13 protein-coding genes are annotated in these 16,852 nt (G+C 71.6%); 5 read left to right on the forward strand and 8 right to left on the reverse strand.

Features of this window, described 5'->3' with window-relative positions; translation table 11 throughout:
- Window positions 1-75 precede the first annotated feature (75 nt).
- Genes R3E98_21175 through R3E98_21185 form a run of 3 tightly spaced genes read right to left on the reverse strand, consistent with a single transcriptional unit; the run spans window position 76 to window position 4,222 of the window.
- Entirely contained in the window at window positions 76-1,053 is a 978-nt protein-coding gene (locus R3E98_21175) for a deoxyhypusine synthase family protein (GenBank protein MEZ4425921.1), read from the reverse strand.
- Complete coding sequence (locus tag R3E98_21180; protein MEZ4425922.1) at window positions 1,050-2,651, reverse strand: amidohydrolase family protein; 1,602 nt, start codon at window positions 2,649-2,651, stop codon at window positions 1,050-1,052. Before R3E98_21180 ends, R3E98_21175 begins: the two co-directional genes overlap by 4 nt.
- Window positions 2,648-4,222: a gamma-glutamyltransferase gene (locus tag R3E98_21185; protein ID MEZ4425923.1), complete on the reverse strand. Its 1,575-nt coding sequence runs from the start codon at window positions 4,220-4,222 to the stop codon at window positions 2,648-2,650. The genes R3E98_21180 and R3E98_21185 overlap by 4 nt, the downstream gene beginning before the upstream one ends.
- Before the next feature lie 269 nt (window positions 4,223-4,491).
- On the opposite strand from R3E98_21185, the gene R3E98_21190 reads away from it, so the two are divergent.
- From R3E98_21190 to R3E98_21200, 3 genes are all read left to right on the forward strand, one after another.
- Complete coding sequence (locus R3E98_21190) at window positions 4,492-6,222, forward strand: ABC-ATPase domain-containing protein (protein ID MEZ4425924.1); 1,731 nt, start codon at window positions 4,492-4,494, stop codon at window positions 6,220-6,222.
- On the forward strand, window positions 6,219-7,472 hold the full coding sequence (locus R3E98_21195; GenBank protein MEZ4425925.1) for a hypothetical protein: 1,254 nt from the start codon (window positions 6,219-6,221) through the stop codon (window positions 7,470-7,472). Before R3E98_21190 ends, R3E98_21195 begins: the two co-directional genes overlap by 4 nt.
- A gap of 159 nt (window positions 7,473-7,631) precedes the next feature.
- The gene (locus R3E98_21200; GenBank protein MEZ4425926.1) at window positions 7,632-7,820 is read left to right on the forward strand and encodes a hypothetical protein; all 189 of its coding nucleotides are present in this window, start codon (window positions 7,632-7,634) and stop codon (window positions 7,818-7,820) included.
- Window positions 7,821-7,961: 141 nt separating this feature from the next.
- Here the strand turns inward: R3E98_21200 and R3E98_21205 are convergent, their stop codons facing one another.
- Window positions 7,962-9,332 (reverse strand): NAD-dependent succinate-semialdehyde dehydrogenase, encoded by a 1,371-nt coding sequence (locus R3E98_21205; protein ID MEZ4425927.1) that lies wholly within the window; start codon window positions 9,330-9,332, stop codon window positions 7,962-7,964.
- Window positions 9,333-9,772: 440 nt separating this feature from the next.
- Here R3E98_21205 and R3E98_21210 point away from each other — a divergent pair, with 440 nt between their 5' ends.
- Window positions 9,773-10,435 (forward strand): metal-dependent transcriptional regulator, encoded by a 663-nt coding sequence (locus R3E98_21210; GenBank protein MEZ4425928.1) that lies wholly within the window; start codon window positions 9,773-9,775, stop codon window positions 10,433-10,435.
- A gap of 104 nt (window positions 10,436-10,539) precedes the next feature.
- On the opposite strand, the gene R3E98_21215 is transcribed toward R3E98_21210, so the two are convergent.
- From R3E98_21215 to R3E98_21225, 3 genes are read right to left on the reverse strand one after another with little or no spacing between them, the layout of a single operon-like run.
- Complete coding sequence (locus R3E98_21215) at window positions 10,540-11,625, reverse strand: zinc-binding dehydrogenase (GenBank protein MEZ4425929.1); 1,086 nt, start codon at window positions 11,623-11,625, stop codon at window positions 10,540-10,542.
- A gap of 21 nt (window positions 11,626-11,646) precedes the next feature.
- Window positions 11,647-12,561: a hypothetical protein gene (locus tag R3E98_21220; protein MEZ4425930.1), complete on the reverse strand. Its 915-nt coding sequence runs from the start codon at window positions 12,559-12,561 to the stop codon at window positions 11,647-11,649.
- The gene (locus R3E98_21225; GenBank protein ID MEZ4425931.1) at window positions 12,558-14,954 is read right to left on the reverse strand and encodes a TonB-dependent receptor; all 2,397 of its coding nucleotides are present in this window, start codon (window positions 14,952-14,954) and stop codon (window positions 12,558-12,560) included. Before R3E98_21225 ends, R3E98_21220 begins: the two co-directional genes overlap by 4 nt.
- A gap of 103 nt (window positions 14,955-15,057) precedes the next feature.
- On the opposite strand from R3E98_21225, the gene R3E98_21230 reads away from it, so the two are divergent.
- On the forward strand, window positions 15,058-16,050 hold the full coding sequence (locus R3E98_21230; protein ID MEZ4425932.1) for a pyridoxal-phosphate dependent enzyme: 993 nt from the start codon (window positions 15,058-15,060) through the stop codon (window positions 16,048-16,050).
- A 149-nt stretch (window positions 16,051-16,199) separates the two neighbouring features.
- On the opposite strand, the gene R3E98_21235 is transcribed toward R3E98_21230, so the two are convergent.
- A partial coding sequence (locus R3E98_21235; protein MEZ4425933.1) for a spondin domain-containing protein occupies window positions 16,200-16,852 on the reverse strand: 653 nt, incomplete at its 5' end.

The raw sequence follows: 16,852 nt of genomic DNA on the forward strand, positions 1-16,852 counted from the left end.
CGAAGCGTGGTGGGACAGGACCTGCCCTCCGTGGTACGGACCGGTTGCCGGACCCCGCGCGGGTGCCCGACCGGCTCAGTCGTTCAGCAGATACCCGAAGATCAGGGGAGCCACGATGGATGCGTCCGACTTCACCAGGAACTTGGGCGTGTCGGGCGCGAGCTTCCCCCACGTGATCTTCTCGTTGGGGACCGCACCGGAATAGCCGCCGTACGAGACCTCGGCATCGGTGATCTGACAGAAATAGCCCCAGAACGGGACGTCCCGCTCCAGATCCTGGATGATGCACGGCACCGCGCAGATGGCGAAGTCGCCGGCGATGCCGCCCCCGATCTGGAAGAACCCCACCGAGGGGGTCCCCTCCGCGGCGCCGTGGTTCTTCAGGTACCACTCCACCAGGTGGTGGAACTGCTCGGTGCCGCTCTTCACACAGGAATGATCCGGCAGCGTGCCGTCGATCACCCGGGCTGCGAAGATGTTGCCCGTGGTCGAATCCTCCCAGCCGGGCGCGTAGACGGGGATGTTCTTCTCCATCGCCGCCACCAACCAGGAATCCGCGCGGTCCACCTGGAAGTGCTCATCCAGATTCCCCGTGCGCAGCACCTCCATCAGGAACTGGGCGGGCGAACGGCGGATGCCGTTCGTCGCGGCGTGGGTCCACTGGTCCAGCAGCTCCTTCTCCAGGTGCCGCACGACATCCTCGGGGATGCACGTGTCGGTCACGCGGTTCATGCCGCGCTCGTAGAGGGCCTGCTCGTCCGCCGCCGAGAGGGCCCGCCAGTCGTGGATGATCTCGTAGGTGTTCTGCCCCACGAGGTTGAAGACGTCCTCCTCGAGGTTGGCGCCCGTGCAGGAGATCGCGTGCACCATATCCGCGCGGATCATGCGCGCCAGGATCACGCCCAGCTCACCGGTCGACATCGCGCCGGCCAACGACACCAGCATCTTGCCGCCGTCCGCGATGTGCCGCTCGTAGGCCTGCGCCGCCCAGAGGGCCTCGCGGGCGTTGAAGTGCCGGTAGTGCTTCTCCATGAACTCGCGGACACTGCTCATCGCGGGCCGTCTCCCTCCTGCTCTGCGCCGGGGCGCGGGTGGATGAGGACCTCCCCGTGGAGGCCTCCGGTGAAGCGGCCGTCCTGGATCGCAGGACGACCATTGACGAAGACATGCACCATGCCTTCCGCGAGCTGGTGCGGCTGGGTGTAGGTGGCCGCATCGCGGACCGCGGACAGGTCGAAGACCACCACGTCCGCCATCAGGCCCGGCTCGATCCGGCCCCGGTCCGGGATGCCGAACACCTGGGCCGGCAGGCCGGTCATGCTGTGGATGGCCTGGGGCAGATCGACCACGCCCTCCTCGACCACATAGCGGCGGATCTTGCGCGGGAAGGCACCGTAGGAGCGCGGGTGCGGCACGCCTTCGTTCATGGGCACCAGGTCGCCGTCCGACGACGTCATGGTCCACGGCTGGACCATGAAGGCGCGCACGTCGTCCTCGCTCATGTTGAAGGAGACGATCGAAGCCGAGCCCCCCTCGATCAGGTCCAGCGCCACGTCCAGCGCCGGCCGTCCGCGTTCGGTGGCCAGGTCGGAGAGCTTGCGGCCTTCGATGGCCGGATCCGGCGTGTAGCGGCGGAACTGGATCCGGTCCGCGCCACCGCGGCGGGCCAGGTTCTCCTCCATCTCGGCGCGGATCCGGGCGCGGGTCGCGCGGTCCGCCAACCTTTCCCGGAGGGCGTCGCGGCCGCCGGCCTGGGCCCACCGGGGCAGCAACGCCGCGTCCAGGCCCGTGGCGGAGGCCTCGTACGGGTACTGGTCCGCCCAGACCTGGAGGCCCTCGTCCTCACGCGCGGCCCGGATGTGCTCGATGATCTCCGTCGACGTGCCCCAGACCGGCGGCCCCAACGCCTTGATGTGCGTCACCACGGCCGGGATGCCCGCCTGGCGCGCCACGTCGATCACCTCGTCCACGGCCGCCACGACCCCGACCGTGTAGCTGGACTCGTCACGGATGTGGCTCTCGTACGCACCGCCGTACTCCGCCACCACCCTGGCCAGCGCGATGATCTCGTCGGGCTTGGAGAACGAGCCGGGCGCGTAGAACGTCCCGCTGGAGAGGCCCCACGCGCCGTTCTCCATCGCGACGCGCACCAGCTCCTCCATCCGGGCGAGCTCCTCGGGGCTGGGCGCGCGGTCTTCGCTGCCCAGCACCTCGCCGCGCACGCTCCCGTGGGAGATGAACTGCGCGGCATTGACGCCGAGTCCGTGCTCCAGGAGCGCCGCCTGCTGCTCGACGAGGTCGACCGGGCCGCCGCCGTCCGGGTTCACGAAGACCGTGGTGAGCCCCTGTGCCAGCAGCGGCTGGGCGTGGCTGAGCCCGGAGCTGGCCAGGCCGGGCCCCGAGTGGGAGTGGACGTCGATGAAGCCGGGCGCCACGACGAGACCCGTCGCGTCGATGCGGGTGGTGGCGGCCGCGTCGGCGAGATCCCCCACCGCGGCGATCCGTCCCTCCTTCAAGGCCACGTCGGCTTCGCGCGCGGGCGCCCCGGTGCCGTCGACCAGCGAGCCTCCCTGGATCACCACGTCGTACGTCTCGCCGGCATCGCCGCAGGCGGCCAACAGCACCGCCGCAGCCAACCACGATCGCTTCACGGTCGACCTCCTTCGTTCATCACGCCCGCCGCCGCGCCGCCCCAGCGCGGATCGGCCACACCCCACAAAGTGCCGTCCGGCTCGATGCCGACGGCGTGCACCCGGGAGAACGAGGTTGCGCTCGGGTTGCGCTCCGCGTCGATCTCCAGGGCCTGCAGCAGGGCGAGCGCGGAGGACGCCTCCCAGGATGCGACGGGGCTCGTCTCCAGCTCCCAGGGGCCAGGTCCGGAGCGGCTCATGTTGGGGAAGAAGCGGGCACCCGCCACCGCGTCCGGCAGGGACTGCCCGCGATCGATGAGCCGACTGGCGACCTCGGTGACTCCGGCGATGATGCGCAGGCCACCGGCCGCCCCGAGCGCCCAGCGCGGCCGCTCGTCCTGCAGGATCAGGAAGGGCGAGATCGCCGACCCCGCGCGCTGCCCGCGCGCGATGGGGCCGAGATAGCCGCCCAGTGTGGCCGCATAGAGGAACCCGAGCCCGGGTGCGGCCACCTTCGCACCCATCGCGGGCCCGAGCGACTGGGTGAGCGCGATGACGCGACCGTCGGCGTCGGCCGCGGTCAGATGGGTGGTGTGCCGATGCTCCGACCAGAAGTCGGGGATCCCCGCCGGAAGCGCGAGGCCCAGCCCGCCCGCGGTGACGGCGGCCGACGTGGGCAGGCGGATCTCGCGCGCGCGCCGCGCCGCCCACTCCTTGGAGGTGAGCACGTCCGCCCGCTCCTCTTCGAGCTGCACACCGCCGTAGTAGTCCTCGAAGCCCAGCACGAGCGCCTGGCCCACCACGGCCATCCAGGCCTCCTCGTCGAGCGCGGGCACGTCGAGGTTCTCCAGGATGTGCAGGATCTCGATCACCGTGCCCCCGCCCGCGGGGACATCGGAGCCGGCGAGGCCGTACCCGCGATAGGAGCCGCGCAGCACGCGGGAGTCGACCGCCCGGTACTGGGCCAGGTCGGCCAGTGTGACGAACCCGCCGTGCGCCTCCATGTCGTCGACGATCTGCTCGGCGATGGCGCCCTCGTAGAACACGCTGCGACCTTCGGCGGCGATGCGCTCCAACGTGCGGGCCAGATCCTCCTGGACGAGCCGGTCGCCGGGGCCGTACGGCGTGCCGTCCTCCTTGAAGAAGTAGGCCAGGGCGCCTTCGGATTCCGCGAGCCGCTCGGCGGTGGAGCGGATGTGACCGCCCACCTCCTCGTCCAGCACGAAGCCCCGGCGCGCGTATTCGATGGCCGGCGCCATCACCTGCGCGAGCGGGAGCGCGCCCCAGCTCTCGTGCACCTCCAGCGCGCCGGCCACCATGCCGGGGATGCCGATGGTGGCGTAGCCGTAGGAGGCCTCGGGCGCGTTGTCCGAGTCGTACGCCAGGGGCGCCTGCGTGGTGGCGTCGATGGCGCGCAGGGTGCCGTCCACGTCGTGCGCGAGCACCTGCATGCGGCCACCCAGCGAGGACATGCTGGGCTCCACCACCGCCAGCGCGAACGATGCGGCCACGGCCGCGTCGGCGGCGTTGCCACCGGCCTCGAACATCCGCACCCCGGCCGCGGTGGCCAGGGGAGAGGCGGTCGACAGCATGCCCCGGTCCGCCCGGGCGACCTTCTCCGTGGACGGGAGTGCGGTCCGCGGCGCGGGCGCTCCCCGCTCGCAGCCGGCGACGAGCACCGACAGGAACAGGAGCGCGGAGACGGCGGGGCGGGGCCTCGGGCCCCCGATGGGTGTGGCGGACATTCGCGAAGGACGAGGCGAGGGCTGGAAACGTCGCTCAAGTGTGGCGGAACGCCCTGGCCGGGGCAACCAAGCCGCGCTCGGTTGTGGGGGCTTCCTCCCTTGTCGATCTTCCCCCCATGCGCACGCACGAGGAGCTCCGGCGAGCGGTGGGCGCGCTCGACGGCCGGAGCTACAAGGCATACAAGTCGATCGAGGGGGAGTGGTCGTTCGGATCGTTCGGGATCCGCATCGATCACGTCCAGGCCGATCCGTTCGCCGAGCCGACGCGGGTCCGCGCGTTCGTGCCCCCCGACATGGCCCGCATCCCCGAGCCGATGCGGCACGGCCGCGCCCGCGCCGACGGGATCGCCGCGTGGCTGGCGCGCCGCTTCGCGCGAGTGGCGGACCTGGAGTCCAAGGCACGCGGCACCGGCAAGAGCGGCCTCATCCGCTTGAACGCGCCGGGACAGGAGGTGCTGCGGCAGACCGCGGTGCAGCTCGGGCCGGACGGCAGCATCCAGGCCCGCTTCACGGTGGGGCTCCCGGCGTATGGCCGGCGCATCCGCGGGAAGGCCGCCGCCGAGCTCCTGTGCGAGGACGTGCCCGCGACCATCTGGCGTGCCCTGCGCTGGGACCAGTACGACCCGGCCGAGCTGCGGACCCACGCGGAGACGAACGAGGACGCCGAGTACCTGCGCGAGTGGCTCTCGGAGCTGGGGCTGGTCGCGTTCGTGGGGGACGGCGCGATCCTCCCGCGCGCCTCGGGCGTGAGCGCGCTTCCCCTCCGGTCCGGTCCCGTCGTGCCGTTCGATTCCCCGCCGGAGCTCCGCGTCACGGCCGAGCTTCCCAACCGCGGACGGATCACGGGCATGGGGGTCCCGGAGGGCGTCACGCTCGTGGTGGGCGGCGGATTCCATGGCAAGAGCACGCTGCTGCAGGCGCTCCAATGGGGTGTGTACAACCACCGCCCGGGAGACGGGCGCGAGTTCGTGGTCTCCAGCGCCTCGACGGTGAAGGTGCGGGCGGAGGACGGTCGCTCCGTGTCCGGTGTGGACATCTCGCCGTTCATCGCGGACCTGCCGCTGGGCCGCGATACGCGGTTCTTCTCCACGCCCAATGCGTCCGGCTCCACCAGCCAGGCGGCCGGCATCCTGGAGGCGGTGGAGGCGGGCGCCCACACCCTCCTCGTGGACGAGGACACCGCCGCGACCAACTTCATGATCCGCGATCACCGGATGCAGGCGCTCGTGCCCAAGGAGCTCGAGCCCATCACGCCGTTCATCGACCGCGTGCGACAGCTCTACGACGAGCACGGCGTCAGCTCGGTGATCGTGGTCGGCGGGAGCGGGGACTACCTGGACGTGGCCGACACCGTGATCGCCATGGAGGAGTACACGCCGCGACTGGTGACGGCCAAAGCCCGCCAGATCGCGTCCATCTTCCCCACCGGACGCGTCAGCGAGGTCAGCGGTCCCATGGGTCGGCGGCCACCCCGCGTCCCGGAGCCGGGCTCGGTGAGCGCGCGGCACGGACGGCGCAGCGCCAACGTCCGCCTGCATGGACGCTCGCACTTCCGGTTCGGCGCGGACGACATCGACCTGAGCGCCGTCGAGCAGCTCGCCTCGGTGTCGCAGACGCGGGCCGTGGCGCTGGCGCTCCTGCTGGCCAGCGAGCGCTTCGTGGACGGCCAGCACACCGTCCCGCAGATCCTGGGGCTGGTCCTGGAGGAGATCGACCGCCGGGGCCTCGACGCGCTCGATTCGAGGATGGTGGGCGATCTGGCCGAGTTCCGCCGCTTCGAGCTGGCGGCGGCCCTCAACCGGCTGCGCTCCCTGCGGGTGCGGGCTCCGGACGCTCCATCGACGTGAGCGGGGCGTCCCGCCTCAGCACCGGTCGGCGCGCATGGACGTACTGGAGCGCCGACACGGGGTGGACGCTCGGCCTCGACGGCCGGCCCCATCTGAGCAGGCTCACCCTGGAGGGTTCGCCGGTCCACGTCGACGCGGCCGGCCCGGGATGGCTTCGGGGCCGAAGTCGACCGGACGGCCCGACCGTGACGGTCTTCGTCCCGGTGCGCGCTCCGGCGCTCCTGCTCCGCATCGAGTCGGGTCCCGGGCAGCCGATCCCCTCGCTCGGGACCACCGGCAGGGTGGCGGTGCCCTCCCTCCCGGCGGAGGCCACCGGGACGGTGCACCTGGGCCTGTCGCCCGCCGGTGCCGGATGGCGGGGCGCGGGGTGGAGCACGGGCCCGTGGCCCCTGGGACTCGGAGACCCGGAGCAGGTCCCCGAGCGCATCCGGCGGGAACGCGCCACCGCCCTGGCCCGCCGGACCCGGTTGGCGATCGCGGAGATCGATCCCGCGCGCCCCTGGGGGCAGGCCCTGGAGCGAGCGCTCGCCGGCGTCGACGGATGGGTGACCGCCGACGCCGCCGGGGCGCCCGTGGCCGTGGCCGCCTACGGACCCGAAGGTGCCCAGGCGGCCACGCCGGAGCAGCGGGCCGAGCTGGCCCGGGCGCTGTTGGCGCTGGGCGCGCCGGAGGACGTGCGGGCGTGGGCGGACGCGGGACAGCTGGACCCGGGTAGCGCAACGGCGTTGCGCCTGTGGACGGGTGGAGACGACCGCGAGTTGGGGGACTCCACGCAGCCCGAACCCGATCCCTTCGGACGGCTCCCTCCGCCCCCCTCGCCCGACGACGGGTCCGTGCCCGCCCACGTGGCCCAGGCCCGCGCCCTGCTCCACGTGCTGCACGCTCTGCTGGGGCTCCGCCCCGATGCCCCCTATGCGCGCGTCGGGCTGGCACCCCGCTGCCCGACCGGCTGGTCGGGCTACCGGCTGGAAGGCCTCAGGGTGGGCAACGGCGAGATGGCCTTCCGGTATCGCGGGCCGGGGCCCCATCGCTTCGAGACCGAGCAGACCTGGGGCGTCACCCCGCTCTCGGTGGTCCTGGAGGCCTGGCTGCCGGTGCCTCCGGACGCGGTGGTGGTGCTGGACGGGCAGCCGGCCGAGCCCACCCGGGAGCCGGAACCCGGCGGGACCCGCTTCCGGCTCCAGCTCCCCCTGGAGGCGCCCCGGACGCTCGAGATCTCCCCGGGGACCCCGACTGCCGAAGACCCATAACTCGTTTCCCTGGAATGCTTTGACACCAAAATAAACAGATGTGGAAAACCTGGGGAGTTGATACACGGATGTTTCATTACTCTGGCGGCCCCGAAACCGTGCGGGTAAATTGGGCGTGGTTCAAACCCGCCTAGTTTCACCTTCCCAGGGGGGATCGAGTTGGAAGATCAGGTCGCCATCGACGCGAAGAGGATCCTGCTCCGCTACGGAGCGCCGATCGCCATCCTCGACAAGATCGCCGTGAAGGAGCGCATCGCCTTCGCCCGCCAGGTCACGCGCACCGCGCTGGCCGAGCGTGGTCCGCGGCTCAAGGAATTGCTTGCGGAGGGCGGCTACCTCAGCGCGTGAGGTTCCCGTCCACGAGGACGCCATCGACGGGGGGGCCGGTCTCGACCGGGCCCCCCGTCGCACGTCCGGCCCCGGGCACGGGAACGCAGGACGACGCCGTGGGCGGCGGCGCTCCTCCCGGCGGAGCGGGCTCCGCCGTGCTCAGGCCACCCAGACGGTCTTCGCGTTCACGAACTCGAGGATGCCCTGGCGCCCCAGCTCGCGACCATACCCGCTGTCCTTGATGCCGCCGAACGGGAGACGGGGATCCGAGCGCACGAACGCGTTCACGAAGCACGAGCCGGCCTCCAGCTCGTCCCGCGCGATCCGCTCCCCCTCCTCCACGTCCCCGGTGAACACCGCCGCCCCCAGGCCGAACGAGGTGGCATTCGCGATCCGGATCGCGTGCTTCCGGTCCCGGGCCGGCAGGATCGAGGCGACCGGCCCGAACAGCTCCTCCCGGAAGGCCGGCATCCCCCGCTTCACGTCCGCCAGGACGGTGGGGGGATAGAACCACCCCGGTCCCTCCGGCACCTCCCCACCCAGGAGGCAGCGAGCGCCCTTCTCCACGGACCGTCGCACCTGGTCGTGCAGGTCGTCGCGCAGGTCCTCGCGGGCCTGCGGCCCCACGTCGGTGTCCCCGTCCAGCGGGTCTCCCATGCGGGCGGCGCGCATGTGCTCCACCACCGCCTCGGTGAAGGCGTCGCGCACCGCGTCGACCACCACGAATCGCTTGGCCGCGATGCAGCTCTGGCCGGAGTTGATGAGGCGGCTGTGGACGCACGTCCGCGCCGCCGCGTCGAGGTCCGCATCCTCGAGCACCACGTAGGGATCGCTTCCGCCCAGCTCGAGCACCGTCTTCTTCAAGGCCGCTCCGGCCTGTCGGGCGACGGCCTTCCCCGCGCGGGTGCTCCCGGTCAGCGTCACGGCGCGCACGGTTCCGGACCGGATGAGCGTGCCCACCTGCCGGTTGGTCACGAACAGGTTCCGGAAGCAGCCCTCGGGGAACCCCGCCTCGGTGAACAGACGCTCGAGGCGCTGCCCGCAGCCGGGCACGTTGGCGGCATGCTTGAGCAGGACGGTGTTGCCGGCCATCAGCGCGGGCGCGGCGAACCGGATCACCTGCCAGTAGGGGAAATTCCACGGCATCACCGCCAGCACCGGACCCAGGGGCCGGTAGGCGACATAGCTCCTCGACGCGTCCGTATCGGCCGACTCGTCGGCGAGGAAGCGCTCGGCGTGCTCGGCGTAGTAGTCGCAGGCCCACGCGCACTTCTCGGCCTCGGACTCCCCCGCCCGGATGGGCTTGCCCATCTCCTCCGCCATCAGCCGGCCGTGCTCGGTCTTCTGCTCCCTGAGGAGCGCGGCCACGCGGCGTAGGAGCCGGGCCCGCTCGTCGAAGCCCGTACCCCGCCAGGTGGCGAAGGCCGACTCCGCCGTGCGGAGCACCGAGCGCAGGTCGGCGGTGGGCAGGCAGTCCCACGTGCCGGTCTGCTGCCCCGTGGCCGGATTGATCGAGACGTACTTGCTCATGGTGGTCCTCCCCTCCTGCGGGCGGTCGGACCGCGCCCGGCGCCGTCGTCCAGCGGGCGCGCCGAGCGGGTGCGGTGGGATCGAAGCGGAAAGCCCCTCCCTGCAACGTCGCAGAGAGGGGCCTCATGGACCACCCACACCGGCGGCGCGCCCTGCGCGCCATCCCGACCTCCCGTCGCCACCCACCCGGAAGGGCCGCCCGTCCGTCCTGTCTGTCGAGCCCTTCCCGGGCGAGTCCTCCGCCGGGGCAACTCAGGAACGGCTCGACGGGGGGACAGGGGGCAAGGCCCGTGCCCGGTCCGGATCGGGAATCTGGCGCCGTTGCGCCGATTCCGGTGTCCCACGCGGAGGACGGCCAACGCCGTGTAGGGAGGTCACCCCTCGCCGGAAGCGGATGTTTCCCCGCTTCCCCAGGCGGACAACCCGGACGATACTTCCGAATGCCCAACAGACCGCTGTCCCGGTCCGTCGAGGACTACCTCAAGGCGATCTACGCCCTCAACCAGCGTGGAGGGCCCGCCCTCACCAACGCGTTGGCGGAGGCGTTGGACGTGCAGCCGGCGTCGGTCACGGGCATGGTCAAGCGCCTGGCCGAGGGTGGGTGGGTCGAACACGAGCCGTACCGGGGCGTGCGCCTGACGGACCTCGGAACCCGGGCCGCGCTGAAGGTCGTGCGCCGCCACCGCATCATCGAGACGTATCTCACGCGGGTGCTCAACTACTCGTGGGACCACGTCCACGACGAAGCGGAGCGGCTGGAGCACGCAGCCTCGGACGAGCTGATCGAGCGCATGGCGCAGGCGCTGGAGAATCCGCTGTACGATCCCCACGGCGCGCCGATTCCGAGTCGCACCGGCGAGATCGAGCCGGTGGCTCGCGATACGCTGGCCGACGTCGGGGCGGGGACGGAGGGGACCGTCCGCGAAGTGCACGACGACGACGGGGCCCAGCTGCGTCGGCTGCAGAGCGTGGGCCTGCTCCCCGGAGCCCGCTTCACGGTCCGCTCGCGCGACGGGGATGGCTGCCTGGACATCGAGGTGGACGAGGCGGTCCACACCGTCTGCGCCGATCTCGCGCAGCACGTGTTCGTGACGGTCGCCTGAAGACTCCGGCGTTGATCGCGCCCCGGTGGCGCTCCGCGCTTCCGTGGGCGCGGCGCGCGGGCTCACGGTCGGGGACCGTCACCACCGCCTGACCGCCGCGACCGTCACGGCACGATCAGCGCCTTCGTCACCCGCAAGGCCTCGACATCGGCCAGGGCCTCTCCCGCCCGCTCGATCGGATAGCGTCCCCCCACGATCCGTGCGAACGGGATCCGGTGCCGCGCGACCAACGGCAGGGAGCGCGCGATGTGGCTGAAGTCCGTGCCCCACTGACCCACGATGCGCGCGTGCTTCCGGTTGATGTCCGTGTGGGCGTTGATCTCGACGGCACCCGCATCGGTGTAGTGGCCGGCGATCGTGTAGCAGCCGCCGTCCCGCAGCAGCGCCAGACCCTCGGGCACGGCCGCCCGGGCCCCGCTGGCTTCGATGACCACGTCGGCGCCTCGGCCGGAGGTCGCGTCCCGCACTGCGGCCAGACGCGCCTCCGGGTCCGTCCCCGACACGGACAGGACGGTGTCGGCGCCGAAGCCGAGCGCCAACGATCGACGATCCTCGGGATCGCCGATCGCCAGGATGCGTCCCGCTCCGCGCAGGTGCGCGAACGCCACCGCCGACAGACCCACAGGACCGATGCCCTGCACGACCACCGTGTCGCCCATGGCGAGCCCGCTCCGCTCCACGGCCGCGAAGCCGGTGAAGAGCCCGCAGCCCCCGCCGATGACATCGTCCGCCGAGAGCGCCTCCGGCAGCTTGACGGCCAGCACGCCGGGCTTCAGGTGGATGCGCTCCGCCCAGCCCCCCAGCGGACCCTCGTCCACGGTGTAGGTGATGCCGTACACCTTGCGGGACGCACACCGATTGGATTGATGGGCCACGCGGCAGTAGAAACAGCGATGACACGTCTCGTGGACGTCGAGGAACGTGACCACGTCGCCGTCCCCGAGCGGCTGGCCCAGCGCATCCCGATCCACCCCGCGGCGTTCCAGCACGCGGCCCACGCTCACGTGACCGGGGACGATCGGGTACGGCACACCGGCGAGACGTCCGTGCAGCAGGTGCACGTCGGTGCCGCACACCTCGCTGGCGATCGTCTCGAGCAGGATGCTGCCCGGCTCGAGGTCGGGATCGGGAAGCGAGCGGATCTCGAGGGGCTGGCCCGGCCCCGTCATGACTGCGGCTTTGATGGGCATGGCGGGAGAAGGTAGCGCCGACTAGTCGAGCACGCAGGCCGGTCGGTTGGGCGTCGGGAAGTCCTGGTCCATGAAGAGGAAGCGCTGCACGTAGGAGGCGAACACCCCGAAGCCGTCCCCCTGCAGGCTCGGCACGCGGACCGGGCCGGACGGGTTGAAGTTCCCGCCCCGCACCCAGTTCACGTAGTTGCGATCCGCCGCAGCGATGAAGACCACGGCTCCCGTATAGGGCGGCAGACCCTTCTGGAGCTGGAGCGCCACGTCGCGGTCGAGGTCGAAGCGGTCGAACACACCGAACTCGGACGGGAAGACGATGGTGGTATCGTCGGCGGAGACCGCCAGACCGAGCAGCTCCAGGGGTTCGGCGAAGTCCTCCCCCTGGTAGTTGGAGAGGCCCGCGATGGAGGTCTCCGCGACATAGGCCCACACGCCGTCGGAGCGCGTCCAGGCCACCTCCACCAGCGTGTCGCTGGGCAGCGCGCAGCGCGTTCCGGACGGCGTGGGCCGGATGAAGTCGAACGCGCCCGGCACGGTGGTGCGCCCGTCCAGCCGCCGGCCGTCGGCCGTCTCGATGGTCACAGTGAGCGGATCGCCCGGCTGCACCCGCGCCGCCTCCGGGAGCGTGGAGGCGTAGCACAAGGCCGCGCCGGGCGCGGACGCGCCTTCGGGGAGCTCGCGACACCGATCCGTGTCCACCGGACCCAGCGTGAACGCGCTTCCGTTCTCGACCTGCAGCCGGATGGAGGCGGTCGGGATGGGGGCCGTGTAGCGCGTGCTGTGCAGCAGCGCGAGGACCTCGGGCGCCGGATCTCCGACCCGCACGAAGACCTCGGCGATCAGCACGTCCTCCGGCTCGGCGACGACCGTATCGGTGAGGGTACAGCCCACGCTCGCCGATGCGAAGGCCAGAACGGCCGTCAGCCCACGGCGCCTCATCGGAAGTTGATCTCCACGCCGAACGTGGGGAGCACCGGGAACATGGACACGCCACTGCGCGTGGGGGTCGCGGAGTCGTACTCGTAGAAGTAGAAGAGCACGTTCTTGCGATTGTAGACGTTCAGGATGTCCAGGTGGGGCGTGACGCGACCCCACGGCTTCACGAACGTCTTGCGGAAGCTCACGTCCAGTCGATGGTAGGCCGGATAGCGATCGCCGTTGCGCGGGCCCAGGATCACGCCGTAGTCGCCGAGGCCACCATCGGGCGGCCACTGGAGGCGACCGTCCAGGGTGAGCTGCGGCGAGTAGTAGGCGAAGCCACCGAGCGGGCGGGTGTAGGGTAGTCCCGTACCCAGGTTCCAGCGCAGACCGCCCTCGATGCCGCGCGGAAGCGGCAGCGTGAGGACCAGGTCGGCGTCCAGGCGCCGGTCGAAGATGGGTGCATACTCCAGCAGCGGAGCGGGATCGAGGCCGCTGTTGAAGTCGGGAAAGGTGCGCGTGGCCCGCAGCCAGGACAGCGCCAGCCAGCCCGTGATGCCTTCCCCGGACTTCCGGACGAACAGGTCCACCCCGTAGGACCGCCCCGTCCCCGGGAGGAAGTCGTCCAGGTCGTCGTTGGGATCCTCGGCGAGGTTGGTGGTGATCACCCCATCGAAGTCGCGCCCGTAGGCCTCCACGGACACGAACCAGTCCTCCATCGGATACCCTTCCACACCGAACTGCACCTGCTCCGAGGTGACGACGGGCGCGCGTTCTCCGCTGAGCACCCACACGTCCAGACCGAGCGGCAGCTCCTCGTCGCGGATGGAGTGCAGGAACTGCGTGTAGCGACCCACGGAGGCCTTGGCGGCCCAATCGCGTCCGAGGAAGAAGCGCTTGACGGCGACACGCGGCCCGAGCTGCATCGTCGCCCGGCCGGGATCCGCCAGCCAGCCGTCCACCCGTGTGCCCAGCTCCACCACCCACCGCTCGGCCGTGCGCCAGGTCCCCTGCACGAATCCACCGAGCAGCCACCCGTTGCCACGACCCGCGGCGAACTCGGTTCCTCCCGACGCGGCCCGGTTGTCATACGTGAGCCGTTCGGTCTTCACGCCACCCTTCAGCGTCCAGTGGTGCCAGGGCCGCGACTGGGCCTCACCGCTCAGCGTGAGCAGGTTGACGGCGCTGCGGAACTCGGTGTCTCCGAAGTCCGGGAAGACGAGGTCGGTACTGAACCGGGACAGGCCGGCGCGCACGTCGAAGGAGCTGCCGTCGGGGCGCGGCTGCGACCAGCGTGCGCCGAACACGTCGTTGCCCCACCCCCAGTCCACCTTGAGCGGGAAGTCCTCGTCGTCGAGCTGCGTGAAGTCGATCACGTCGCGCCCGGTGTAGCCCGTCACCGTGAGGCGGCCTCCCCCCGGCGTCCATCCTTCGAAGATCCCTTGCAGGTCCGTGAGATGGTACGGGAAGGCGGTGACCGGCTTGAGGAGCAGGTCGAAGTAGGAGCGCCGTCCTGAGACCCGCCAGCGCGAGCTGCTCAGGCCGAGACGCTCGTCCCACGTGTCGGGCAGACCGCCGCCCACCGCGACGCGACTGGCCAGGAGGGAGATGCCGGCGTCCACGTCCCAGTCGCCGTCTCCGGCGTCGCTCTCGATGGCCAGGACCGACGACACCCGCCCCCCGTACTCGGCGGGGAAGCCCCCGGCGAACAGCTCGGCCCGCGCCACCATGTCGGCGTTGAACACCGAGAAGAGCCCCCCGAGGTGGAACGGGTTGAAGATGGGGAGGCCGTCGAGGAGGATCAGGTTCTGGTCGGCGGAGCCACCGCGCACGTTGAACGCGCTGGAGAAGTCCGACGTGGAGACCACGCCGGGCAGCACCTCCACCGCGCGCAGCGGGTCGCTCTCCGCGACCCCGGGGATGGCCTCCAGGTCGGCTCCCGACAGCTCCTGGGAGGTCAGGCCCACGCGATCCTCGAAGCGGGCGCGTTCACGGCTGCGCTCCACGTCCACCGAGATGCCCTCGAGCTCCAGCGCCGCCTGTTGCAGCTCGAGGTCCACCGTCTGCACCGCCCCCGCGCGGATCTCCAGCGGTCGGGTCGTGAGCGTGAAGCCCAATCGTCCCGCGCGCAGATCGTAGCGCCCGGCCGGCAGGTCCTCGAGGCGGTAGTAGCCGACCCGGTCGGTCTCGGTGGTGCGGAACGCTGCCTCCTCTCCCGGGCGGAAGAGCTGCACCGCGGCGGCGAAGACGGCGGCGCCCTCCGCGTCGACGACGCGACCCTGGAGGGTGGCCAGCTGTGCGCTCGCACCGCCGGGCAGCAGTGCCCAGAGGAGAGGGACCAGACAGGTCGCGAGACGGCGGAGGCCGGTCGGCCGCGGATGCGGCCCGGTGAGCGGAATGCGCACGACGTCCATCGGACTCCCTGGAACCCCGTGGAGCCTCTGGTGGTCCGCCGGATCGGTGCCTGCTACCATCCCGCTCCGCCCGGGGACCATCCAGCCCAACCCGAAGAGGACCATGGACTTCCGCGCCCGCCTCGCCACCGCGTCCCGGCTTCGGCTCGCGATCGTGCCCACTCCGTTACGTCCCGTGCCGGCGCTGGAGCGCTGGCTGGACGCCTCGGTCGGCGCGGCCGCTCCGCGCCTGCTCGTCAAGCACGACGACCAGACCGGGTTCGGCCTCGGAGGCAACAAGGTCCGCAAGCTGGAATACGAGCTCGCACCGGATCGGCTCGAAGGCGTCACCTGTATCGTCACGACGGGAGGCCCGCAGTCGAACCACGCCCGCGTGACGGCCGCAGCGGCCGCGTGGCTGGGGCTGGAGTGCGTGATCGTCACCAACGGCGCGGCGCCGGAGCCCTTCCGCGGGAATGCCCTGCTGCAGCGGCGGTTCGGGGCGCGCATCGAGACGGTCTCCGGCCGCGACGAGCGGGCGCCCACCATGGAGCGCATCGCGGACGAGGTGGCCGCGGCGGGGGGACGGGCTCGGGTGGTGCCGCTCGGCGCGTCGACGGCGCACGGGGCGCTGGGGTATGTGCGCGCCTTCATGGAGCTGGACGACGAGCTCGAGCCCGGAGGCCCGCGCACCTGGGTCTTCGTGTCGGCCTCGTCCGGAGGCACCCTGGCCGGGCTGCACCTGGGACGCGCCCTTTGCGGGCGGGACGACGTGACCCTGGTGGCAGTCTCGGCCGATACGCCCGCGGGAGAGCTGCGGGCGGTCGCGGATCGTCTCGCCACCGAAGCGGCCACGCTGCTGGGGGTCGAGGCCCGACTCGACGCCGAGCGGCTCGTGGTGGTCGACGATCAGGTGGGGGAGGGATATGGGCTCCCCACCGCGGCCTCGACCGAGGCGGCCTCCGTGTTCGCGCGTCGGGCGGGCCTGATCCTGGACGACACCTACACGGCCAAGGCCGCGGCCGGCCTCCTCGCAGCCCTGCGGTCCGGCACCGTGGCCGCTCCCGACCGTGTCGTCTTCTGGCACACCGGGGGCTGGCCGGCCGTCTTCGCCTGACCCGATCCTCCCGGAGGAGGTCCCGCCTCCGGTTGGACGCGCAGGGAGCGGGAGCGCCGGCGTTCTCCGACGCGGCGGGCGCACAGAGCGAGGCCCCGCGCCCCGGCGGGGGAGCGGGGCCTCGACCCCATCCGGAATGGACGTGGGGGTCAGCGCACGCGCGTGATCTCGAGACGCGCGACCGGGTTGCGCCAGTCGTGGATGGACGGCGTGAGGTCTCCGCCTCCCTCGATGCCGTAGTGCCGGTGGACCCGGCCGTTCTCGGCCAGCGCCGGATTGCTCATGCCCGTCCCCGGCACCGTGCTCGGTACGCCGGACAGGCTGGGGCACGGAGGCACCAGGTCCGCGAACGACTCCGTGTTCACCTCCGTCCCCGCATCATAGGCGCGCGTCGACCACGAGCGCATCTCTCCGACCGCGCGTGGCAAGACCACCTTGTTCACGCCGGTGAACCCGTCGTTGGTGCAGATGAGCATCGAGACGAACGACAGCACCGGCTCCGCCCCGGGTGCGGAGATCTCGAACGTGCGGGCCGTTCCCGGCAACACCGGAGGCACCGGACCGAGCCCGACCTGCACGTCCCCCACGTGCGGGTCGGCGGAGAGCGCCATCACCAGGGGATCGATGTTGCCGTTCTCCGCGATCTGCTGCACACCTCCGCTCGCCGGCTGCCCCAGCGCGAAGACGGTGGTGGCCCAGCGATGGGTGGCGGCCACGGGCGGAGTGAAGGCCTGGTTGGCCGTCAGGTTGTGCACGGTCACCTCGTAGACGCGGACGTCGTCGGTCGCGTCCGTGTCGTGGG

Source organism: Gemmatimonadota bacterium (assembly GCA_041390125.1).
In the GTDB taxonomy this organism is placed as follows: Bacteria; Gemmatimonadota; Gemmatimonadetes; order Longimicrobiales; family Gaopeijiaceae; genus JAGQIF01.

Excerpts from the sequence above, each read along its gene's own strand:
- R3E98_21175 (MEZ4425921.1), bottom strand. The coding sequence starts at position 1,053 with ATGAGCAGTGTCCGCGAGTTCATGGAGAAGCACTACCGGCACTTCAAC.
- R3E98_21205 (MEZ4425927.1), bottom strand. The coding sequence starts at position 9,332 with ATGAGCAAGTACGTCTCGATCAATCCGGCCACGGGGCAGCAGACCGGC.
- R3E98_21220 (MEZ4425930.1), bottom strand. The coding sequence starts at position 12,561 with ATGAGGCGCCGTGGGCTGACGGCCGTTCTGGCCTTCGCATCGGCGAGC.
- R3E98_21225 (MEZ4425931.1), bottom strand. The coding sequence starts at position 14,954 with ATGGACGTCGTGCGCATTCCGCTCACCGGGCCGCATCCGCGGCCGACC.
- R3E98_21230 (MEZ4425932.1), top strand. The coding sequence starts at position 15,058 with ATGGACTTCCGCGCCCGCCTCGCCACCGCGTCCCGGCTTCGGCTCGCG.
- R3E98_21215 (MEZ4425929.1), bottom strand. The coding sequence starts at position 11,625 with ATGCCCATCAAAGCCGCAGTCATGACGGGGCCGGGCCAGCCCCTCGAG.
- R3E98_21190 (MEZ4425924.1), top strand. The coding sequence starts at position 4,492 with ATGCGCACGCACGAGGAGCTCCGGCGAGCGGTGGGCGCGCTCGACGGC.
- R3E98_21185 (MEZ4425923.1), bottom strand. The coding sequence starts at position 4,222 with ATGCTGTCGACCGCCTCTCCCCTGGCCACCGCGGCCGGGGTGCGGATG.
- R3E98_21210 (MEZ4425928.1), top strand. The coding sequence starts at position 9,773 with ATGCCCAACAGACCGCTGTCCCGGTCCGTCGAGGACTACCTCAAGGCG.